We start from the raw sequence: 22,773 nt of genomic DNA, 5'->3' as shown, positions 1-22,773 counted from the left end.
CGAGCAGGAACACGGAGAGGGAAGCAGTGAGTCGTTCGGTTCTGGTGACAGGTGGGAACAGAGGGATCGGCCTGGCCGTGGCGCGCGCCTTCGCCGACGCGGGGGACAAGGTGGCCGTGACCTATCGCTCCGAGCCCCCGGAGGGGGACCTGTTCGCGGTGCGCTGCGACGTGACGGACGCCGGTTCCGTCGAGGAGGCCTTCACGGCGGTCGAGGCCCAGCAGGGCGCCGTCGAGGTGCTGGTCGCCAACGCGGGCATCACCCGCGACGGGTTGTCCCTCACGCTGACGGACGACGACTTCCTGTCGGTGCTGGAGACCAACCTGGCGGGCTCCTTCCGGGTCGCCCGGCGAGCCGCCCTCGGCATGCTCGGACAGGGCCGCGGGACGATGGTGTTCATCTCCTCCGCGGTCGGCATGACGGGCGCGCCCGGACAGGCCAACTACACCGCGTCCAAGACCGGCCTGATCGGCCTGGCGCGCTCGCTGGCCCGGGAACTGGGGCCGCGCGGCATCACCGCGAACGTGATCGCGCCCGGCGTCATCGAGACGGACATGGCCGCCACGATCACCGAGGAGCGACGGGCCGAGCTGATGGCGTCCACGCCGCTGGGCCGGCCCGGCACGGTCGAGGAGGTCGCCGCCGCCGTGCGGTTCCTGGCGGACGAGTCGGCGCGGTACATCACGGGCGCGGTCCTGCCGGTGAGCGGCGGACTCGGAATGGGGCACTGATGGCGCTGCACGAGGAGATGCGCGCGTTCCTCGACTCGGCACCCGAGGGCGAGGTCGACTTCCACGACTTCACGGTGGCCGAGGTGCGTACGGCCGTCGACGGCTGGATGGAGGTCGCGGGCGAGGGCCCGGAGGTCGCGGAGGTCAAGGACGTCAGTGTGCCCGGCCCCGACGGCGGCGCCCCGGCGATCCGGGCCCGGCTGTACCACCCGCGTCCCGAGACCGCGCTGCCGCTGCTGGTCTTCATGGTGGGCGGCGGGTTCGTGGCGAACTCCCTGGAGGTGGAGGACACCCCGGTACGCCGGATCGCCGGCACCGCGGACGTCGCGGTGCTCGCCGTCGAGTGCCGGTCGGCGCCCGAGCACCCGTACCCGCTGCCCAACGACGACGCCGCCACCGCCCTGACCTGGGCACTGGAGCACGCGGCCGAACTGGGGGCCGACCCCGCGCGGGTCGGCGTGGGCGGGCACAGCTCGGGCGGCGCGCTGGCCGTCGGCGCCGCCCTTCGCGTCGCGCGCACGCACCCCGGCCGGCTGCGGGCCCTCGCTGTCGTCACCCCGTCCCTGGGCGCCGACTTCGACACACCGTCGTACCGGCGGTACGCGCAGGGGTACGCCCTCACGCGGACCAACGCCCGCTGGTTCTGGTCGCAGTACCTGGGGGACCGGCTGGCCGATCCGCCCGTGGAGGCGACCCCGGCGCGCGCCCAGCACGTCGAGGGCCTGCCGCCCGCCGTCTTCCAGCTGGCGGAGTTCGACGTGCTGCACGACGAGGCGACGGCCCTCGCGGACCGCATGCGGGACGCCGGCGTGCCGGTGACCCTGTCCCGCGGTGAGGGACTCATGCACGGCTTCTTCTACATGGACCGGGTCAGCGAGGCCGCCGCGGCGGCCAACCGCGCCTTCGGCCTGGCGACGGGCCGGCTGCTGCACGGCCCGGACGGCACCCGGCCGCGGGCCTGACCCGTCCGGTGGGCCGGGAGGCTCAGTCCGCCACGCGCAGGACCAGCTTTCCCACGCTGGTTCCGCTCTCCAGCAGGCGGTGGGCCTCCCGGGCGCACTCCAGCGGCATGATCTCGCCGACGTCGACGGCGAGCCGCCGCGAGGCCATCAGTTCGGCGGCGCGCAGGGCCTGTTCGCGCAGGACGCGCGGAGCCTGTACCGCGATCTCGCCCATGTTGTAGCCGATCACGGCCTTGGACGAGAGCCAGAGCGCGTGCGTGGAGACCGGGGCGTCGGCGTGGTTGCCCGGGTTGCCGTAGACGACCACCCGGCCCAGGGCGCGCAGGGCGCCGATGCTCGCCGTGGTGGTGGGGCCCGAGACCGAGTCGAGGACCAGGTCGACGCCGTGCTCCGGGGCGCTCGGTTCGGCCCAGCCGCGCACGTCGTCCCGCAGGTACAGCTCGTCGTAGAGGGCGGCCTCGGCTCTGGCCAGCTTGGCCGGCGACCCGACGGTCCCCAGCACCCGGCGGGCGCCGAGCAGCCGCGCGATGCCGGCCGTCGTACTGCCCACGCTGCCCAGCGCGGCGTGGATCAGCACGTCCTCGCCCGCGGTGAGACGGCCGGCCGCCAGCAGGCCGTAGGCGGTGGTGACGGTGCAGGGGAGCGCGGCCGCCGTCAGCAGGTCCACCTCGCCGCGCTCGGTGCGCAACGGGTACACCAGCTCCTGCGGCGCGACCGCGTACTGGGCGTAACCGCCGCTGGCGCCCGTCTGCTCATGGGTGAGGGCGGCCACCGGGTCGCCGACGGCCAGACCGCCGACGCCTTCGCCGCACGCGGCCACGTGTCCCGACACCTCGAGCCCCGGCACCACGGCCGCGTCGCCGGCCGCGGCCGCCCAGCCGCGCCGACGGTAGATCTCGGCGAAATTCACGCCCGCGTAGGCGACTTCGACCAGGACCTGGCCGGGCCCCGGCACCGGCACGGGTACGTCCACGACCTGCAGAACCTCGGGTCCACCGGGCCTCCTGAAGCCGACCGCGCGCATAGTGCTCCCCTTCAGTCGAAGACCCCCCGAGTGTTCGATGCAATTGAAACACAGGGCCCTGGCCGCGCCTTGTACAGACCTTTAGAACGCTCCGAAAGAGTGAACGCAGGCGTCACAGCGCGAGGAAGGATTGGGCATGGACCGGGTTCCGATGCGACTCGTCTGCTTCCATCACGCAGGGGGCGACGCTTCCCTGTTCTCCGGGTGGCAGCACCGGCTCGCCGACGATGTGGAGGTCGTGCCGGTCACTCTTCCCGGACGCGGCGGGGACCAACGGGTCAAAGACCTGAACGAACTCGTCGACCGGCTCGAAGAGAGCCTCACGCCCCTGCTGAACGGCCCGCACCTGGTGTACGGGCACAGCTTCGGCGGCCTCGTCGGCTACGAGCTGGTGCGGCGCCGCGCCGCCCGCGGCCTGCGCGCCCCCGAGGCCCTGTTCGTCGGGGCGTTCCCGGCGCCGGACGTGGCCCACACCCTCGACTCCCTGGAGCTCGACGAGGACAGCCTCATCGAGTTCATGCTGGAGATCAGCGGAATGCCCCGCGAGGTGCTGGCCTACCCCGACTGGGTCGACTCCGTCACCGCGTCGCTGCGCGAGGACCTGCTCCTGTGGCGGACGCACCGCGACGAGCCGGGCTCGCGGATCCCCTGCCCCATCCACGTGTTCTCGGGCACCGAGGACTGGCTGGTGCCCCGCGACCACATGGCCGGCTGGGCGGACCGCACGACGGCCACCTACCGGCTGCACCAGGTGGACGGCGGACACTTCTTCGTCCGCGAGAACCGCGCCGAGTTCCTGGAACTGCTGCGCACGGTGCTCACGCCCTACACCGCGGCCCCGGCCACCGTGCCGCCCCCGGCGCGCGTCCAGAGCCTGGAGGCCAGCCCGTTCCGCGGCTTCGGCACCCGGCGGGCCGTCCCGATGCCGTTCGACGCCGCCGCCTTCACCCTGGGCCCCGGCACACCGGTGTCCGGCCGCGACAGCGTCCTCGCCACCACGGCCTGGCAGCTGCTCGAACGGGTCATGATCCCGCCGGCCTCCACCCGCGGCCGGCAGGTCGGCGTCTTCGTCGAGCGCTCCCTCACCCCCGAGACGGGCGACGGCGACGACGGCCGGCCCGGCGGCGCGGGCCGCTCGGCCGCCCGCCTGTCCGCCACCTACGGCTGGCAGGGACCCGTCGGCGCGCCGGACGCGGGCACCTCGCCCGGACGTGCCGCGCTCGCCGCCGCACACCGTGCCCTGCGGCGCGGCGAGTGCGACCTGGCGATGGCGGCGGCCGCCCCGGACACCTGGGCCGAGGAACCCCTGCGGATCCTGCGGCGGCAGGAAGCCGACCGCGCGGACCGGCCCGCCTCCTCGGTGTCCGGCAAACCCGCCACGGCCCCCGGCGCCCTGCCCTGGGTGCTGTCCGCGCACGACGCTCCCACCCTGCTGCGGCAGGCCGACCGGCTCAGGACGTACGTCACCGAACACCCGGACCTGGACCTGGGCGCCGCCGCGTACGCCCTCGCGGCGGGCCGCAGTCCGCTGGCCCACCGGGCCGCGCTGGTCGCCGCGGACCGCTCGGAGGTGCTGGCCGGAATGGAGGCGATCGCCGACGACGGCTTCGCGGTCAACGTGGTGCCGCCGGCCCGGGCCGCCGACGAGCCGACGGCCTTCCTGTTCACCGGACAGGGCAGCCAGCGCCCCGGCATGGGACGCGAACTCCACGCCGAGTACCCCGTGTTCGCCGCCGCGCTGGAGGAGATCGCCGAGCGCTTCGACCGCCATCTCGACCAGCCGCTGCTGGACGTGATGTTCGCGGAGCAGGGAACCGAGCAGTCCGACCTGCTCAACCTCACCCTGTACGCGCAGCCCGCGCTGTTCGCCCTCGAAGTGGCGCTGTTCCGGCTCGTCACCGACTGGGGACTGACGCCGAGCCAGCTGATCGGCCACTCGCTCGGCGAACTCGTCGCCGCCCACGTCGCCGGCGTGTTCTCCCTCGACGACGCCTGCGACCTGGTCGCGGCACGGGCCCGGCTGATGCAGTCGGCGCCCGCCGGCGGAGCCATGATCGCCGTCGCCGCGGACGAGGCGACCGTCACCAGGGCCCTCGAACGGCACGGCGACGGACGCGTCGACATCGCCGCCGTCAACACCGCCACGGCCACGGTGATCTCCGGGGACGAGGAACCGGCCGCCGCGGTCGCCGCGGCACTGGCCGAGGAGGGCTTCAAGACGACCCGGCTGCGGGTCAGCCACGCCTTCCACTCGCTCCACATGGAGGGCATCCTCGAGGAGTTCCGCACGGTCGCGAGCAAGGTCGACTACCACGCCCCGCGGATCCCGGTCGTGTCCAACCTGACCGGCATGCGCGCCGGGGACGACGAACTCGGCGACCCCGACTACTGGGTCGAGCACATCCGCCGCCCCGTCCGGTTCGCCCAGGGCATCGGCTGGCTCGCCGGCAAGGGCGTGACGTCCTTCCTCGAACTCGGGCCGTCGCCCGTGCTCAGCGCGTTCGCGAGGATGGCCGCGCCCGAGGGCGGCTTCGCCTACGCCCTGCGCCCCGGACTGCCCGAAGGGGCCACCCTGAGCACCGCTGTCGCCACGCTGTTCACGCGGGGCGCCCAGCCGGACTGGGAGGCGGTCTTCGGCCCGGCGGCCGAACCCGGCGCCGCCCGCCGTGCCGCCGCGGACCTGCCCGCCTACCCCTTCCCGGCAGCGGATCACTGACTCCCGTGCCGCCTGGAATCCCCCACCGGGCGGCACGGGTGACGCACGCGGCGTGCGGTGGCCCGGCCCTCACCCGGGCCGCCCACATCCGCGTGCCCGAACCGGCGACGGGGAGCACCCGCGGTCCGCGTACGGCGACGGACTCGACGAGGAGACCGTCCGGGCCCGCGCGGCACCCACCGGCATCCGGGGGCGTGCCCGCGGGTCTTGATCCGTGACCGGCGCGGCCGGGCCGCCGGGCGGCCCCCGCCATCGCACCGAGACACCGCGCGACCCGTCGCGCACCACATCGCGCATCACCCGGGAGCACCGCTCCGGCACCGCCGCGCGCGGGCGCCGCTCCCGACCGTACCGGGGAGGAACACACCACCATGGGCCGCCGACACGGTCACGACAGCAGCGGCGTCTCGTCGCACGGGCCCGCGGAGCCCCCCGCGCACACCGCCCCGCCCGACCCGCGGGACGCGCCGATCGCGGTCGTCGGCGTGGCCTGCCGGCTGCCCGGGGCCTCCGACCCGCACGAGTACTGGTGGCTCCTGCGCGACGGCGTCGACGCCGTCGTCCCCCTGCCGCCCGAGCGCCGCGCCGCGAACCCGGCCGGCGACGAGGCGGACGGGGCCGACCGGCTCGCCGGGCTCGCCCACGGCGGATTCCTCGACTGGTCCACCGTCACCGGATTCGACGCCGCGTTCTTCGGTATCGGCCCCCGCGAGGCGCAGGCGATGGACCCCCAGCAGCGGCTGATGCTGGAACTGGGCTGGGAAGCCCTCCAGGACGCCCGCATCGTCCCCGAACGCGTCGAAGGCAGCCGCACCGGAGTGTTCGTCGGCGCCATCTGGGACGACTACGCGACCCTGCTGCGGCGCGAGGGACCCGACGCCGTCGGACGGCACTGGCTGACGGGTCTCCAGCGCGGCATCATCGCCAACCGCGTCTCGTACGGACTCGGGCTGCGCGGACCCAGCCTGACCGTCGACACCGCCCAGTCGTCCTCCCTCGTCGCCGTGCACCTGGCCTGCGAGAGCCTGCGGCGCGGCGAGAGCGACCTGGCCCTGGCCGGCGGAGTCAACCTCGCCCTCGCCGCCGAGAGCGCGGCCACCGCGGCCAGGATGGGCGGGCTGTCCCCGGACGGCCGCGTCCGCACCTTCGACGCCCGCGCCAACGGCTACGTACGCGGCGAGGGCGGCGCGCTCGTCGTCCTCAAACCCCTCGAACGGGCCCTCGCCGACGGCGACCCCGTGCTGTGCGTGATCCGCGGCAGCGCGACGAACAACGACGGCGGCGGCGACAGCCTCACCACACCGGACCCCCGCGCCCAGGAAGAGGTCATCCGGCAGGCCCACCGGCGCGCGGGAACCACCCCGGACGACATCCAGTACGTCGAACTCCACGGCACCGGCACGCCCGTCGGCGACCCGGTGGAGGCCGCCGCCCTGGGAGCCGCCCTCGGCACGCGCCGCACCCCCGGAACCGCGCCGCTGCGCGTCGGGTCCGTGAAGACCAACATCGGCCACCTGGAAGGCGCCGCGGGCATCGCCGGGCTCATCAAGGTGGCGCTCAGCATCGGACACCGGCAGCTCCCGCCGACGCTCCACCACGAGACACCCAACCCGCGTATCCCGCTGGACGAGTTGAACCTCGACGTCCAGACCCGCCTGACCCCCTGGCCCGACGAGCGGCGCGAACTCGTCGCGGCCGTCAGCTCCTTCGGGGTGGGCGGCACCAACTGCCACGTGGTGCTCGCGCAGGCCCCGACCGCCGGCCGGCCCGCACCGGACGCCGGGCCGCGGCGGGAGACCGGCGCGCGCGCCGCCGCCCCCGTGCCCTGGGTGCTGTCCGCCCGCGGCACCGACGCGCTGCGCGCGCAGGCCGGGCGACTCGCCGGCTTCGTGGCGGACCGGCCCGAGCTGGAACCGTCCGACGTCGGCCACTCCCTGGTGACCACCCGGTCGGTGTTCGAGCAGCGCGCGGTGGTCGTGGGCGGCGACCGCGACGAACTCCTCGCCGGGCTCGCCGCGGTCGCCGACGGCCGGCCGGCGAAGAACGCCGTGGTGACCACGGGACCCGTCGCACGCGGGCGTACCGTCCTCGTCTTCCCCGGCCAGGGGTCCCAGTGGGTGGCGATGGGACGGCGGCTGCTGGCGGACAGCGAGGTCTTCGCCGCGCGGATCGCGCAGTGCGAGAGCGCCCTGTCCGCGTTCGTCGACTGGTCCCTGACCGCGGTGCTGCGCGCGGACGCCGACGCGCCGTCGCTGGACCGGGTCGACGTCGTCCAGCCCGCCCTCTGGGCGGTCATGGTGTCGCTCGCCGAGGTGTGGAAGGCCCACGGGGTGACGCCCGACGCGGTGGTCGGCCACTCGCAGGGCGAGATCGCCGCCGCGCAGGTCGCCGGGGTGCTGAGCCTGCGCGACGCGGCGAAGATCGTTGCCCTGCGCTCCCAGGCGATCGCCCGGCTGGCCGCGACCGGCGGCATGGTCTCCGTGCCGCTGCCGGTCTCCGAGGTCGCCGAGCGCGTCGCACCGTGGAGCGAGCGGGTCGCCGTCGCCGCCGTCAACGGACCGTCCTCCACCGTGCTGGCCGGCGAGACCGCCGTACTCGACCAGTTGCTGGCCGCCTACGAGGCGGAGGGCGTACGGGCGCGGCGCATCCCCGTCGACTACGCCTCCCACTCCCCGGGCGTCGAGGCCGTGCGGGACGAACTCCTCACCGCCCTCGCCGACATCACGCCGCGGCCCACCGCGGACGTCGCCTTCTACTCGACCGTGACGGCGAGTGCCGTGGCCGACACCACGGAACTGGGCGCCGAGTACTGGTACCGCAACCTGCGGCGGACCGTGCGGTTCGAGGAGACCGTCCGCCTGCTCCTCGCCGACGGACACCGGCTGTTCGTCGAGTCCAGCCCGCACCCCGTGCTCACCGTCGGCGTCCAGGAGACCTTCGATCTCGCCACCACACCGGACGACCCGGCGGCCGTCGTCGGCACCCTCCGGCGCGACCAGGGCGACCGGGCCCGGCTGCTGACCTCCCTCGCCCAGGCGCACGTGGCCGGGGCGGCCGTCGACTGGGGCACCGTCTTCGGCGACGCCCGTACGGTCGACCTGCCGACGTACGCGTTCCAGCGCCGGCCGTACTGGCTGCCCACCGGCCGGGCCGCCGCGTCGGTCGGCGCATTGACCGGCGCGTCGGCCGGCGCGGGACCGCACACCGGCGCACCGGACGCGGCCGGCCGCTCGCCGCGAGCACGGCTGACCGCGGCGCCGGAGGCCGACCGGGACGCCCTGCTGCTCCGGCTGGTCCAGGACGAGGCCGCCGCCGTCCTCGGCCACGACTCCGCCGACGCGGTCGACCCCCGGCTCGACTTCAAGACCCTCGGCTTCGACTCCCTGGGCGCCGTCGAACTCCGCAACCGCCTAAACGCCGCCACCGGCCTGCGGCTGCCGGCGACGACCGTCTTCGCCCACCCCACACCACGGGCCCTGGCCACCCGCCTCGGCGCCGAACTCTTCGGCACCGGCGACGACAAGCCCACCCCAGTGCCCGCACCCGGTGCCCCCGCGCCTGACGACGATCCGGTGGTCGTCGTGGGCATGGCCTGCCGCTACCCGGGCGGCGTGGACAGCCCCGACAGCCTGTGGCGGCTGGTCGCCGACGGCCGTGACGCCATCACCGCGTTTCCCGACAACCGCGGCTGGGACCTGGACGCCCTCTACGACCCCGACCCCGGCCACCCGGGCACCTCCTACACCCGCCACGGCGGCTTCCTGCACGACGCCGACCGCTTCGACGCCGAGTTCTTCGGCATGTCCCCGCGCGAGGCGCTGGCGACGGACCCGCAGCAGCGGCTGCTCCTGGAGACGGCCTGGGAGGCGTTCGAGCGGAGCGGCATCGACCCGGCCGCCCTGCGCGGCAGCGACACCGGCGTCTTCACCGGACTGATGGCGTCCGACTACGGGCCGCGCCTCCACGAGGCGGTGGAAGGCACGGACGGACACCTGCTCACCGGCAGCGCGGCCAGCGTGGCGTCCGGGCGGCTGGCCTACGTCCTCGGCCTCGAAGGGCCCGCGGTGTCGGTCGACACGGCGTGCTCCTCGTCCCTGGTGGCACTGCACCTGGCCGCGCAGTCGCTGCGGCAGGGCGAGTGCTCGCTCGCCCTGGCGGGCGGTGTGACGGTGATGTCGACGCCGGGGACGTTCGTGGAGTTCTCGCGTCAGCGGGGTCTTTCGCCGGACGGGCGGTGCAAGGCGTTCGCGGGCGCCGCGGATGGTACGGGCTGGGGTGAGGGTGTCGGTGTCGTGCTGCTGGAGCGGTTGTCGGACGCGCGGCGCAACGGGCACCGGGTGCTGGCGGTGGTGCGGGGTTCGGCCGTCAACCAGGACGGCGCGAGCAACGGTCTGACGGCGCCGAGCGGCCCTTCGCAGGAGCGGGTGATCCGGCAGGCGCTGGCGCAGGCCGGGCTGGCGCCGGGGGACGTGGACGCCGTGGAGGCGCACGGGACGGGTACGCGGCTGGGTGACCCGATCGAGGCGCAGGCGCTCCTCGCCACCTATGGGCAGGAGCGGCCTGGTGAACGCCCCCTTCTCCTTGGGTCGTTGAAGTCGAACATCGGGCATGCGCAGGCGGCTGCCGGTGTGGCCGGTGTGATCAAGATGGTGATGGCGATGCGGCACGGTGTGTTGCCGCGGACGTTGCATGTGGACGAGCCGTCGCCGGAGGTGGACTGGTCGGCGGGCGCGGTGTCGTTGCTGACGGAGGCGGTGCCGTGGGAGAAGCAGGGTGGGGTGCCGCGGCGGGCGGGGGTGTCGTCGTTCGGGATCAGTGGGACCAACGCGCACGTCATCCTCGAAGAACCCGAACCCGAACCCGAGGGTGGGGCGACCCCGCCCGGCATGGACCTCGTGCCCCTCGCGCTGTCCGCGAAGACCCCGGAGGCGCTGCGCGAACTCGCCCTGCGGCTGAGCCGGTACCTGGCCGCCGAACCCGGACCGAGCCCGGTGGACGCGGCGTACACACTGGCCACCACGCGGACGGCGTTCGAGCACCGCGCGGTGGTCCTGGGAACCGGGCGTGACGACCTGCTCGCGGGCCTGCGTTCCGTCGCCGCCGGCGCCGAGGGCGTCGTGGCTGCCGCACCCGCCGCCGCCGGCCCGGCCGCCGGCCTGGTGGCGTCCGCCGCGGCGGACTTCGCCGACGGGGTCGGCGTGGACTGGGACGTGCTGTTCGCCGGTACGGGAGCGCGTCACGCCGAGCTGCCCACCTACCCGTTCCGGGCGGAGCGCCACTGGCTCGTACCTTCCGGCGGCCGGCCCGCCGACGCACCGGCCGAGGCGCCCGACGAGGCACAGCGCAGGCTCTGGACGGCCGTCGAAGAGGGCGACGCGGAGGCGTTCGCCGAGGAACTGGGAGTCGGCGTCGGCGGCACGCCGGACGAGCCGCCCGTAGAGGCGCTGACCGCCCTGCTGCCCGCGCTGTCCCGCTGGCACGACCGACGGCGTGCCGACGCCGGTCTGGACGGTCTGCGCTACCGGATCGGCTGGCGGCGCGTCGGCCCCGCCCCGGCCGGCGTCCTGCACGGCACCTGGTTCGTGCTCCGCCCGGCCGGACCCCGCTCCGACGCGTGGGCGCGGACGGCCGCAGACGCACTGAGCGCCCACGGCGCGGACGTACGAGAGGTCCGGATCGACCCGGCGGCCGACCGCGCGAACATCGCCGGACTGCTCCGCCCCCACCTCACCGAGGCACCCCCGGCCGGAATCCTGTCCCTGCTGGCACTCGACGACGGCCACGCCGCCGGGCACCCCGCCGTGCCGGCCGGGCTGGCGTCCTCGCTCGCCCTGGTCCAGGCGCTCGGCGACCTGGACTCACCCGCCCCCCTCTGGTGCGTCACCACGTCAGCCGTGTCCACCGGCCCCGGCGACCGCCTGCGCGACACCGACCAGGCACAGCTGTGGGGCCTGGGACGGATCGTCGCCCTGGAACACCCCGAGCGGTGGGGCGGCCTGATCGACCTGACCGAGCACCCGGACGACACGGCCGCCGCCCACCTCGCCGCCGTCCTCGGCGGTGCAGCCCCCGGCGAGGACCAGCTCGCCGTAAGGCCGCACGGCGTGCTCGTGCGACGCCTCGAACGCGCACCCGCGACGGCCCGGGCGCGACGCCCCTGGCGGACCCGGGGCACCGCCCTGGTCACCGGCGGCACCGGCGCGCTCGGCGCCCGGGTGGCACGGTGGCTCGCGGCCGCCGGGGCGGAACACCTGCTGCTCGTCAGCCGACGGGGCGACCGGGCACCCGGAGCCGACGCCCTGCGCGCCGAACTCGACGCCCTCGGCGCGCGGGTCACGTTCGCCGCGTGCGACGCAGCCGACCTCGACGCCCTGCGCGCCGTGATCGCCGACGTGCCCGAGGACCTGCCGCTCACCACCGTGGTGCACGCCGCCGGGCAGCTCGACGACGCCCTGCTCGACGCCCTGACCCCGGCCCAGCTGGACCGGGCGCTGCGCGCCAAGGCGACCGGCGCCCGCAACCTCGACCTGCTGACCAGGGACAACCCGGACCTGACCGCCTTCGTCCTGTTCTCCTCCGTGGCCGCAACCTGGGGTCTGCCCGGGCAGGGCGGCTACGCCCCCGGCAACGCCTGCCTCGACGCGCTGGCCGAACACCGGCGCGCCGAGGGGCTGCCGGCCACCTCCATCGCCTGGGGTGCCTGGGCGGGCGCGGGCATGGCGGCGGGCGCGGCCGTCGCGGGGGAGTTCGCCCGCATCGGCCTGGAGGGCGTCGACCCCGACGACGGACTCGCCGCGCTGGGCCGGGCGCTCGCCGGTGACGACGTCTGCGTCATCGTGGCCCGCGTCGACTGGGACACCTTCGTCCCCGCCACCGCGGTGGCCCGCCCGCGCCCGCTGTTCGAGGCGTTCGCCGCGGACCGGCAGGCGTCCGCCGCCCCGGCCGGACCCGGCGGCGACCTCGCGCAGCGGCTGGCCGGTCTCGGCCCGCAGGAGCGCGAGCAGCGGGTGGGCGACATCGTCCGGGAAGCGGTCGCGGCCGTGCTCGGCTTCGCGTCCCCGGAACGGGTCCGCGACGGCCGGGTGTTCTCCGAGCTCGGTCTCACCTCCCTGACGGCGGTCGAACTGCGCAACCGGCTGGGCGCCGCCACCGGCCTGCGGCTGCCGACCACCCTGGTCTTCGACCACCCCACCCCCAAGGACGTGACACGGCTCGTCCTCACCCTGCTCACCGGCGAGGACGGCGAGGACGGCACCGACGGGCGCACCGCACGGCCGCACACCCCGGGCCCGGCCGCCGCCGACGAGCCCATCGCGATCGTCGGGATGGCCTGCCGCTACCCGGGCGGGGTCACCTCACCCGAGGCACTGTGGGACCTGGTCGCGTCCGGAGCCGACGCGATCGGCGGCATGCCGCTCGACCGGGGCTGGGACGTGGACCGGCTGTACCACCCCGAGCCGGGCCGCCCCGGTACGACCTACACCCGAAGCGGCGGCTTCCTGTACGACGCGGCCGACTTCGACGCCGAGTTCTTCGGCATCAGCCCGCGCGAGGCGCTGGCCATGGACCCGCAGCAGCGGCTGCTCCTGGAGGCCGGCTGGGAGGCCGTCGAGCGCGCGGGCATCGACCCGGCCGCCCTGCGCGGTACCGACACGGGTGTCTACGTCGGCACGTCCAACGGCGAGTACGGCCCCCGCCTCGCGGAGCCCGCCGACGGCGCAGACGGCTACGTCCTGACCGGCAGCGCGGCCAGCGTGGCGTCCGGGCGGCTGGCCTACGTCCTCGGCCTCGAAGGGCCCGCGGTGTCGGTCGACACGGCGTGCTCGACATCGCTGGTGGCACTGCACCTCGCCGCGCAGTCTTTGCGTCAGGGCGAGTGCTCCCTCGCCCTCGCGGGCGGGGCGACCGTGATGTCCAGCCCCGGCGTCTTCCTGGAGTTCTCGCGTCAGCGGGGTCTTTCGCCGGACGGGCGGTGCAAGGCGTTCGCGGGCGCCGCGGATGGTACGGGCTGGGGTGAGGGTGTCGGTGTCGTGCTGCTGGAGCGGTTGTCGGACGCGCGGCGCAACGGGCACCGGGTGCTGGCGGTGGTGCGGGGTTCGGCCGTCAACCAGGACGGCGCGAGCAACGGCCTGACGGCACCCAACGGCCCTTCGCAGGAGCGGGTCATACGGCAGGCGCTGGCGCACGCGGGACTGACGCCGGGGGACGTGGACGCCGTGGAGGCGCACGGGACGGGTACGCGGCTGGGTGACCCGATCGAGGCGCAGGCGCTCCTCGCCACCTATGGGCAGGAGCGGCCTGGTGAACGCCCCCTTCTCCTTGGGTCGTTGAAGTCGAACATCGGGCATGCGCAGGCGGCTGCCGGTGTGGCCGGTGTGATCAAGATGGTGATGGCGATGCGGCACGGTGTGCTGCCGCGGACGTTGCATGTGGACGAGCCGTCGCCGGAGGTGGACTGGTCGGCGGGCGCGGTGTCGCTGCTCACCGAGTCCGTGCCGTGGGAGAAGGCGGACGGGGTGCCGCGGCGGGCGGGGGTGTCGTCGTTCGGGATCAGCGGGACCAACGCCCACGTCATCCTCGAAGAACCCGAACCGGAGCCTGCACCCGAGGGGGAGGCGGCTCAGCCGGGCGGCCTGGTCCCCTGGGTGCTGTCCGGTCGTACCCGCGACGCGCTGCGGGCCCAGGCCGAGCGGCTGCTCGCCGACCTGACGGGAGACGTTCCCGAACCGCTCGCCGTGGCGCGGGCGTTGGCCACCACGCGGTCGGCGTTCGAGCACCGCGCGGTGGTCCTGGGAACCGGGCGTGACGACCTGCTCGCGGGCCTGCGGTCCGTCGCCGCCGGCGCCGAGGGCGTCGTGGCTGCCGCACCCGCGGTCTCCGGGCCCGCGACCGCCGCCGCCGAGGACTTCGTCCAAGGCGTCGCCGTGGACTGGACGGCGCTGCTCGGCCCCGCCGAGGGGCCGCACACGCCCCTGCCCACCTATCCGTTCCAACGCAGGCGCTACTGGCTGGACCGGCCCGGACCGGTCACCGGCGGGTCCGCGCACGGCCTGGGCCAGCAGCCGCTGGATCACCCGCTGCTCTCCTCGGTCGTCCACCTCGCGGGCACCGACGAGTACGTCTTCACCGGCCGCCTCACCGACCGGGCGCAGCCGTGGCTGGCGGACCACCGGGTCGCGGGCGTGGTCCTGCTGCCGGGCACGGCCTTCGTCGAGCTGGCGCTGCACGCCGGCGCCCACGTCGGCTGCGGCGCCATCGGTGAGCTCGGTCTGACCGCGCCGCTGGCCGTACCGGCCGCCGTCGGTGTCGCCCTCCAGGTGTCGGTCGGCGCGGCCGACGAGGCGGGCCGCCGGTCCGTGCGCATCCACTCCCGGTACGAGGACGGCGCCGCCGGATCCGAGTGGACCACGCACGCCACCGGTGTGCTCACGACCGCCCCCGAAGGGGCCGCGGACGCACCGGCGCCCACCGAGTGGCCGCCACGCGACGCCCGCCCCGTCGAGGTGACCGGCCTCTACGAGCGGCTGGCCCGCCGGGGCTACGGCTACGGACCCGCCTTCCAGAACCTGACCCGGGCCTGGCGGGCCGGTGACGACCTGTACGCCGAGGTCGCCCTGGCCGACACCGAGGCGGCCGAGGCGGAGCGCTACGGAGTGCACCCCGCCCTGCTCGACGCGGCCCTGCACACGGTCGGGCTCGCGGCGGACGAGGACTCGGACGCCGTCCTGCCGTTCGTCTGGCAGACCGTGTCCGTCACCCGTCCCGGCGCGGCCGCCCTGCGGGTACGGCTGACCACCGCGGGCGCGGGCGAGGCCGCGCTGACCGTGTTCGACGAGGACGGCGAGCAGGTCGCGGCCGTCGGCTCGGTCGTCCTGCGCCCCGTGCCGAAGGACCTGACGGCCGCTCTGCCGGCCGCCGGTGAGACCGGGCTCCACCGCCTGGACTGGCCCACGACCACCGTCCGGCCCGACCCGGACGCCACGCCGGACACGGCCGCCGTCGTCGCGGCGGACGACGACTCCCGCCTCACGGGCCTGCCGGCCGGCGTACGCCGTCACGCCGGCCTGGGCGCGCTGCGCCGCGCCCTCGACGCCGGAGAGCCGGTGCCGCGGCTGGTGTTCACCACCACCGGCGCGGATCCGGACGGCGGCCCGGCCGAGGCGCCGCCCGTCGCCGCCGCCGCGGCGGCCACGCGTGTCCTCGCGCTCGTCCAGGAGTGGCTGGCGGACGACAGGCTGGCGGGCGCCCGCCTCGTGCTGGTCACCCGGGCCGCCGTCGCGGTGGCCGCCGGCGACCCCGCCGACCCGGCCCAGGCCGCCGTCTGGGGCCTGCTGCGCTCCGCGCAGACCGAGCACCCGGGCCGCTTCGTCCTCGTGGACGTGGACGGCACCGACTCCTCGGCGCGCGCCCTGCTCGCCGCGGCGGCGGGCGACGAACCCCAGCTCGCGCTCCGCGACGGCACGGCGCACGTGCCCCGCCTGGTGCGGGCCGCCCCCGCGTCCCGGCCCGCCCCGGCCTTCGACCCGGACGGCACCGTCCTCGTCACCGGCGGCACCGGCCTGCTCGGCCGGCTCGTCGCCCGGCACCTGGTCGCCGAGCACGGCGTACGCCACCTCCTCCTGGTCAGCCGCGCCGGCGACCGCGCCGAGGACGCCGGGGAACTGCGTGCCGGACTCGCCGGTGACGGCGCCCGGGTCACCTTCGCCGCGTGCGACGTCACCGACGGCGACGCCCTGGAGCGGCTGCTCGCGGCCGTGCCGGCCGAACACCCCCTGACAGCGGTGGTGCACGCGGCCGGCGTGCTGGACGACGGCGCGATCACCTCCCTGACGCCCGAGCGGCTGCACCGCGTACTGCGTCCCAAGGCGGAGGCCGCCTGGCGGCTCCACGAACTCACCCGCGAACTGGACCTGTCGGCGTTCGTCCTCTTCTCCTCGGCCGCCGGAGTGCTCGGCTCGGCCGGACAGGCCGGCTACGCCGCGGCCAACGCCTTCCTGGACGCGCTCGCTGCCCACCGCCGCGCCCAGGGCCGCACCGCCACCTCGCTCGCGTGGGGCCTGTGGGAGGAGCGCGGCGGGCTGACCGCCGCGCTCGACGAGACGGACCTGCGCCGTCTCGCCCGCACCGGCGTCCGCCCGCTGACCAGCGCGGACGGCCTCGCCCTGCTCGACGCGGCCCTCGCCGCCGACGAACCCGCCCTCGTGCCCCTGCGGCTCGACGTCAACGCCGTCGAGGCGGCGCTCGCGACCGGTGCCGGCAGCGGACCCGGCACCCCACCGGCCGTCCCGGCCCCGCTGCGCGACCTGGTGCGCGTCACCCCGCCAGGCCGCCCCGACCGGCCGGCCGCCGCACGGCGCACGACCGCCCCCGCCGGTGCCCTCGCCGAGCGCGTCCGCACGCTGGGCGAGACCGAGCGGACGCGCGTCCTGACCGGCCTCGTACGCGAGGAGGCGGCCGCCGTGCTGGGACTCGACGCGATGGACGACACCCAGGACACCCGCGCCTTCTCCGAACTCGGCATGGACTCCCTGACCGGGCTCGAACTGCGCAACAGGCTGGGCGCGCTGACCGGCCTCACCCTGCCCGCCGGGCTCGTCTTCGACCGGCCCACCCCACGCGAACTCGCCGAACACCTGGCGGCCGAACTGCTCGGCTCGACCGCCCCGCGGACCGGGCCGGCGCGGGCGGCACGGGAGCGGGCCGCCGACGACGAACCGATCGCGATCGTCGCCATGGCCTGCCGCTACCCCGGCGACCCGGACACGGGTGACCTCACCACGCCCGACGCCCTGTGGTCGCTGGTGGCGCGGGGCGCCGAGGCCGTCGGGGACATGCCGCTCGACCGGGGCTGGAACCCCGACGAGCTGTACGACCCGGAGCCGGGCCGGCCGGGCCGCAGCTACACCCGCCGCGGGGCGTTCCTGCGCGGCGCCGCCGAGTTCGACGCAGAGTTCTTCGGGATCAGCCCGCGCGAGGCGCTGGCCATGGACCCGCAGCAGCGGCTCCTCCTGGAGACCGGCTGGGAGGCCGTGGAACGCGCGGGCATCGACCCGTCGGCGCTGCGCGGCAGCCGAACCGGGGTCTTCGCCGGAGTGATGTACCACGACTACGGCTCCTGGGCGCGGCGCGTGCCCGAGGAGGTCGAGGGCTACCTCGGCTCCGGCACCGCGGGCAGCGTGGCGTCCGGGCGGCTGGCCTACGTCCTCGGCCTCGAAGGGCCCGCCGTGTCCGTGGACACCGCCTGCTCCTCCTCGCTGGTGGCGCTGCACCTGGCCGTGCAGTCGCTGCGGTCCGGCGAGAGTGACCTGGCGCTGGCCGGCGGCGTCACCGTGATGGCGACCCCCACCCCCTTCGTCGAGTTCTCCCGCCGGCGCGGCCTCGCCGCCGACGGACGCTGCAAGCCGTTCGCAGCGGCCGCCGACGGCACCGGCTGGGGCGAGGGCGCCGGCGTCCTGCTCCTCGAACGGCTCTCGGACGCCCGCGCCCACGGCCATCCCGTCCTGGCCGTGGTGCGCGGCTCCGCCGTGAACCAGGACGGCGCGAGCAACGGCCTCACCGCGCCCAACGGCCCCTCCCAGGAACGGGTCGTCCGCCAGGCGCTCGCCGCCGCCGGGCTGGCCCCCGCCGACGTGGACGCCGTCGAGGCGCACGGCACGGGCACCTCGCTGGGCGACCCCATCGAGGCGGAAGCCCTGCTCGCCGTCTACGGCGAGGGCCGTCCGGCGGGGCAGCCGCTGCGCATCGGCTCGGTCAAGTCCAACATCGGGCACACCCAGGCCGCCGCGGGCGTCGCCGGAGTCATCAAGATGGTGATGGCGATGCGGCACGGCGCGCTGCCGAAGACCCTGCACGTCGACCGGCCCACCCCGCACGTCGACTGGTCGTCGGGCGCGGTGGAACTGCTCGGCGAGAGCGTGCCCTGGCCCGCGACGGGCCGGCCGCGCCGCGCCGGCGTCTCCTCGTTCGGGATCAGCGGCACCAACGCCCACGTCATCCTCGAACAGGCCCCGGTCGAACCGGCCGCCGCCGCACCCGTGCGGACCCCGGGCCCGGCCGGGCGCGAGGCGGTGCCGTGGCTGCTGTCCGCCCGCACCGCACAGGCCCTGCGGGCCCAGGCCGCGCGGCTGCGGCGACGCCTCACCGAGCGCCCCGACCTGCGTCCGCTCGACGTCGGCTACTCCCTGGCCACCGGCCGTGCCGCCCTCGAACACCGCGCGGCCCTGGTCTCCGCCACCCGCGAGGACCTGCTGGAGCGGCTGGACGACCTGGTCTCGGGAGAGACGGCTCCCGGACAGGCGGCGGGCCGGACGGCCGGGGGCGGGACGGCCGGGGGCGGGACGGCCGGGGGCGGCACGGCCTTCCTGTTCGCCGGACAGGGCAGCCAGCGGCTCGGCATGGGACGCGGGCTCAGAACCCGGCACCCCGTCTTCGCCGAGGCGTTCGACGCGGTCCGCGCGGAACTCGACCGCCACCTCCCCCGCCCGCTGCACGAAGTCGTCGACGCCGAGGAGGACACGGAGGAGGCCGCGCTCCTCGACACCACCGAGTACACCCAGCCCGCCCTCTTCGCCGTCGAAGTGGCGCTCTTCCGGCTGCTCGAACACCTCGGCGTGCGCCCCGACGCGCTGATCGGTCACTCCGTCGGCGAACTGGCCGCCGCCCACGTCGCCGGAGTGCTGAGCCTGCCCGACGCGGCGGCCCTGGTGACGGCCCGCGGCCGGCTCATGCAGTCGCTGCCTCGCGGTGGGGCGATGGTCGCGGTCGACGCGCCGGAGGCGGACGTCCTGCCCCTCCTGACCGAAGGCGCGGCCGTCGCCGCCGTCAACGGTCCCGCCTCAGTCGTCCTGTCGGGCCGCACCGACGCGGTCCTCGCCGTCGCGGAGCGGCTCGGCGAACGCGGCCACCGGGTCACCCGGCTGCGCGTCAGCCACGCCTTCCACTCACCCGCGATGGACCCGGTCCTCGCCGAGCTGCGCACCGTCGCCGAGGGCCTGACCTTCCACGAGCCGGCCATCCCCATCGTCTCCACGCTGACCGGCCGCGCCGTGACCGCCGAGGAGCTGAGCTCGCCGTCGTACTGGACCGAACAGGCACGCCGGCCCGTCCGGTTCCACGACGCCGTGCGGCACGCGGCCGAGGACGGCGTACGGACCCTGCTCGACATCGGGCCCGACGGCTCCCTCGCCGGCCTCGCCGCCGGACAGGGCGGGCCGGCCGTGGCCGCCGTCGCCGCGCTGCGCCGCGACCGCCCCGAACCCGACGCGCTCGCCGACGCGCTGGGCCGGCTCCACGTCCGCGGCGTGGGGATCGACTGGGAGACGTACTTCGCCGGCACCGGCGCGCGGCGCGTGGACCTGCCGACGTACGCCTTCCAGCCGCAGCGGTACTGGCTGCCCGCGACGGACGAGCCGGCCACGCCCGCCGGGCCCGGCCTCGCGGGCACCGGACTCCGCCCGCCCGAGCACCCGCTGCTCGGCGCCTGGGTGGAACTCCCCGACACCGACGAGCTGCTGCTCACCGGCGCCCTGTCCCGCGACACGCACCCGTGGCTCGCCGACCACCGGATACGCGGCGAGGTACTGCTGCCCGGCGCCGCCCTGGTGGAGCTCGCGCTCCACGCGGGCGCCCGCCTGGGCTGCGACCACCTCGCCGAACTCACCCTGCGCAGCCCCCTGGTCCTGCCCGAGCACGACGACGTCCAGCTCCGCCTGCGGGTCACCGGGCCGGAACCCGACGGCCGCCGTCGGCTGTCGCTCCACGGCCGGCCCGGCGGGGCGGCGCCGGGGGAGACGTGGACCCTGCACGCCACCGGCACACTGACGACAGCGCCCGCTGCCGCCCCGTTCCCCACCGGCGCCTGGCCGCCGCCCGACGCCGTCCCCGTCCCGGTCGACGCGCTGTACGAGCGGCTTGCCGCGTCCGGCACGGACTACGGACCGCTGTTCCGGGGCCTGCGCGCCGCGTGGACCCACGGTGACGACCTGCTCGCCGAGGTGGTCCTGCCCGAGGAGGCCCGTGCCGACGCCGGACGGTACCGGCTGCACCCCGCGCTGCTGGACGCGGCGCTGCACGCCGCGGCCCTGCGCCCGCCGCGCGACGACGGCGACGCACCGCGCCTGCCGTTCGCCTGGACCGACGTCACGCCGCACGCGGACGGCGTGGACCGGCTCCGGGTCCGCCTGGCCGTACGCGGCGAGAGCCTGTCGCTGCACCTCGCGGACGAGACCGGCGCCCCCGTCGCCACCGTCGGATCACTGCTGCTGCGCCCCGCCGCACCGACGGCCCCGCGGTCGCTGTACGAGCTGCGGTGGCGGTCGCTGCCCGTCGCCCCGGCCGCCCCGGACACCGTGCCCTCCGCCGTGGTGGGCGAGCACCCGGACGACGGCCTCGACGCCGTGCCGTACGCCGACGTCGACGCGCTGCGCGCCGCCCTCGACCGCGGTCTGCCCGCCCCGCGGATCGCGTTCGCCCCGGTGCCCGCCGGGCGCGCGCAGGACGACGTGCCCGCCCGGACCCGCGCCGCGCTCCGGCACACCGCCGGACTGCTGCGGTCGTGGACGGCCGAACCACGCCTGGCCGCCACCGCCCTCGTCCTGCTGACCCGGGACGCCGTGGCGAGCGCGCCCGGCGGCCCGGCGCCCGACCCCGTCGCGGGCGCCGTGTGGGGGCTGGTCCGCTCCGCGCAGCTCGAACACCCAGGCCGCGTGGTCCTGGCGGACACGGACCGGGAGCCGTCCTCCACCGCCGTACTGCCCGCCGCCGCCCTGTCCGGCGAGCCGCAGCTCGTCCTGCGGACCGGCACCGTCACCGTGCCCCGGCTCACCCCCGCACCCGCCCCGCCCGCCCCCTCAGCCGGACCGGCGTTCGACACCGACGGCACCGTACTGATCACCGGCGGCACCGGCGGACTGGGCGCCCGGATCGCCCGCCACCTGGCCGCCGAGCACGGTGTACGGCACCTGCTGCTCGCGGGGCGGCGGGGCGGGGAGGCGCCGGGGGCCGCCCGGCTCACCGCCGAACTCGCCGAGCTGGGCGCCCGGGTGCGGATCGCCGCCTGCGACGTGTCCGACCGCACGGCACTCGCCGCGCTCCTCGACTCCGTCCCCGCCGACCGGCCCCTGACCGCCGTGGTGCACTGCGCCGGGCTGCTCGACGACGGCGTCCTGGAGTCGCTCACGCCGGGACACTTCGACCGGGTGCTCGGGCCGAAGGCCGACGCGGCCTGGCATCTGCACGAGCTGACCCGGGACCGGGACCTGACCGCGTTCGTGCTCTTCTCGTCCGTCGCCGGCACCCTGGGAGCCGCGGGCCAGGGCAACTACGCCGCCGCCAACGCCTTCCTGGACACCCTCGCCGCGCACCGCCGCGCCCAGGGCCTGCCGGCCGTCTCCCCGGCCTGGGGCTGGTGGGGGGAGACCGGCGGCATGGCCGGGGAGCTCGCCGCCGCCGACCGGGCCAGGCTCGCCCGGGCCGGGGTCACCGCGCTGGAACCGGCCGAGGCGCTGGCCCTGTTCGACGCCGCGCTCCGCCAGGACATCGCGGTGCCGGTTCCCGTCCGCCTCGACCCCGTCGCGCTGCGCGAACGAGCCGGTCAGGGCTCGCTCACCCCCGTCCTGCGCGAACTGGCCGACGCGGCGGCGCCGTCCGCGACCGGTGCCGCGCCCCGCCGCGAAGGCGACTCCGCACCGGGCACCCCTGCGTGGGCGCGGCGGCTGCGGGCCGCCACGGACGAGCAGCGGCCGCGCCTGCTGACCGACCTGGTGCGCGGGGAGGTGGCCAAGGTCCTCGGCAGGCCGTCGCCGGCGGGTGTGGACGCTCACGACCGGCTGCTCGACCTGGGCTTCGACTCCCTGACCGCGGTCGAACTCCGCAACCGCCTCGGCGACCTGTGCGGCCTGGACCTGCCCACCACCCTGGTCTTCGACCACCCGACCCCGGCCCGCCTGGCCGACCACCTCCTGACCCGGCTGGCGCCCGCACCGACCGGCGCCCCCGCCGACGGGGACACCGGCGGCGATCCCCTCGCCGAACTGGACCGCCTGGAACACGCCCTCACCGCGGCGCCCCAGGACCCGGGCCTGCGCGCGCGGGTGGAACTGCGGCTGAAGTCCCTCCTGTCCGTGTGGCAGCAGCAACCGGACCCCAAGGCGGACGACGACCCCGCGAAGACCGCGACCGTGACCGCGACCGCCACCTCCACCGCCGACGAACTCATGGCCTACATCGACAAGAACCTCCGAAGGCCCTGACCGGCCACGCAGACACGCACCACCGCAGACACGGCACACACGCACCCACGCACACCACCCGCGGACACGCACCCCGCACACCCGCACACAC

5 protein-coding genes are annotated in these 22,773 nt (G+C 76.2%); 4 read left to right on the top strand and 1 reads right to left on the bottom strand.

Annotated elements, in window-relative coordinates:
* The first annotated feature begins 26 nt into the window (after positions 1–26).
* Together fabG and ACSU6L_RS09675 are read left to right on the top strand one after the other, a co-directional pair.
* Positions 27–731: a 3-oxoacyl-ACP reductase FabG gene (fabG, locus tag ACSU6L_RS09680; RefSeq protein WP_073939442.1), complete on the top strand. Its 705-nt coding sequence runs from the start codon at positions 27–29 to the stop codon at positions 729–731.
* A complete protein-coding gene (locus ACSU6L_RS09675; protein WP_437055524.1) occupies positions 731–1,693 on the top strand; it encodes an alpha/beta hydrolase in 963 nt (320 codons plus the stop codon). Before fabG ends, ACSU6L_RS09675 begins: the two co-directional genes overlap by 1 nt.
* 22 nt (positions 1,694–1,715) lie before the next feature.
* On the opposite strand, the gene ACSU6L_RS09670 is transcribed toward ACSU6L_RS09675, so the two are convergent.
* Positions 1,716–2,666 (bottom strand): quinone oxidoreductase family protein, encoded by a 951-nt coding sequence (locus ACSU6L_RS09670; RefSeq protein WP_437055522.1) that lies wholly within the window; start codon positions 2,664–2,666, stop codon positions 1,716–1,718.
* A gap of 187 nt (positions 2,667–2,853) precedes the next feature.
* Here ACSU6L_RS09670 and ACSU6L_RS09665 point away from each other — a divergent pair, with 187 nt between their 5' ends.
* Both ACSU6L_RS09665 and ACSU6L_RS09660 read left to right on the top strand, forming a co-directional pair.
* A complete protein-coding gene (locus ACSU6L_RS09665) occupies positions 2,854–5,433 on the top strand; it encodes an acyltransferase domain-containing protein (RefSeq protein ID WP_437055520.1) in 2,580 nt (859 codons plus the stop codon).
* Between the two features lie 371 nt (positions 5,434–5,804).
* On the top strand, positions 5,805–22,682 hold the full coding sequence (locus tag ACSU6L_RS09660) for an SDR family NAD(P)-dependent oxidoreductase (protein WP_437055519.1): 16,878 nt from the start codon (positions 5,805–5,807) through the stop codon (positions 22,680–22,682).
* The last annotated feature ends 91 nt before the right edge of the window (positions 22,683–22,773 follow it).

Origin of the sequence: Streptomyces sp. enrichment culture (genome assembly GCF_964272855.1) — a bacterium.
In the GTDB taxonomy this organism is placed as follows: domain Bacteria; phylum Actinomycetota; class Actinomycetes; order Streptomycetales; family Streptomycetaceae; genus Streptomyces.
Note: the sequence above shows the minus strand (reverse complement) of the source record. Positions and strands in the feature narration are given on the sequence as shown.

Coding starts and splice junctions, on each gene's coding strand:
- ACSU6L_RS09665 (WP_437055520.1), top strand. CDS start 2,854: ATGGACCGGGTTCCGATGCGACTCGTCTGCTTCCATCACGCAGGGGGC.
- ACSU6L_RS09660 (WP_437055519.1), top strand. CDS start 5,805: ATGGGCCGCCGACACGGTCACGACAGCAGCGGCGTCTCGTCGCACGGG.
- ACSU6L_RS09675 (WP_437055524.1), top strand. CDS start 731: ATGGCGCTGCACGAGGAGATGCGCGCGTTCCTCGACTCGGCACCCGAG.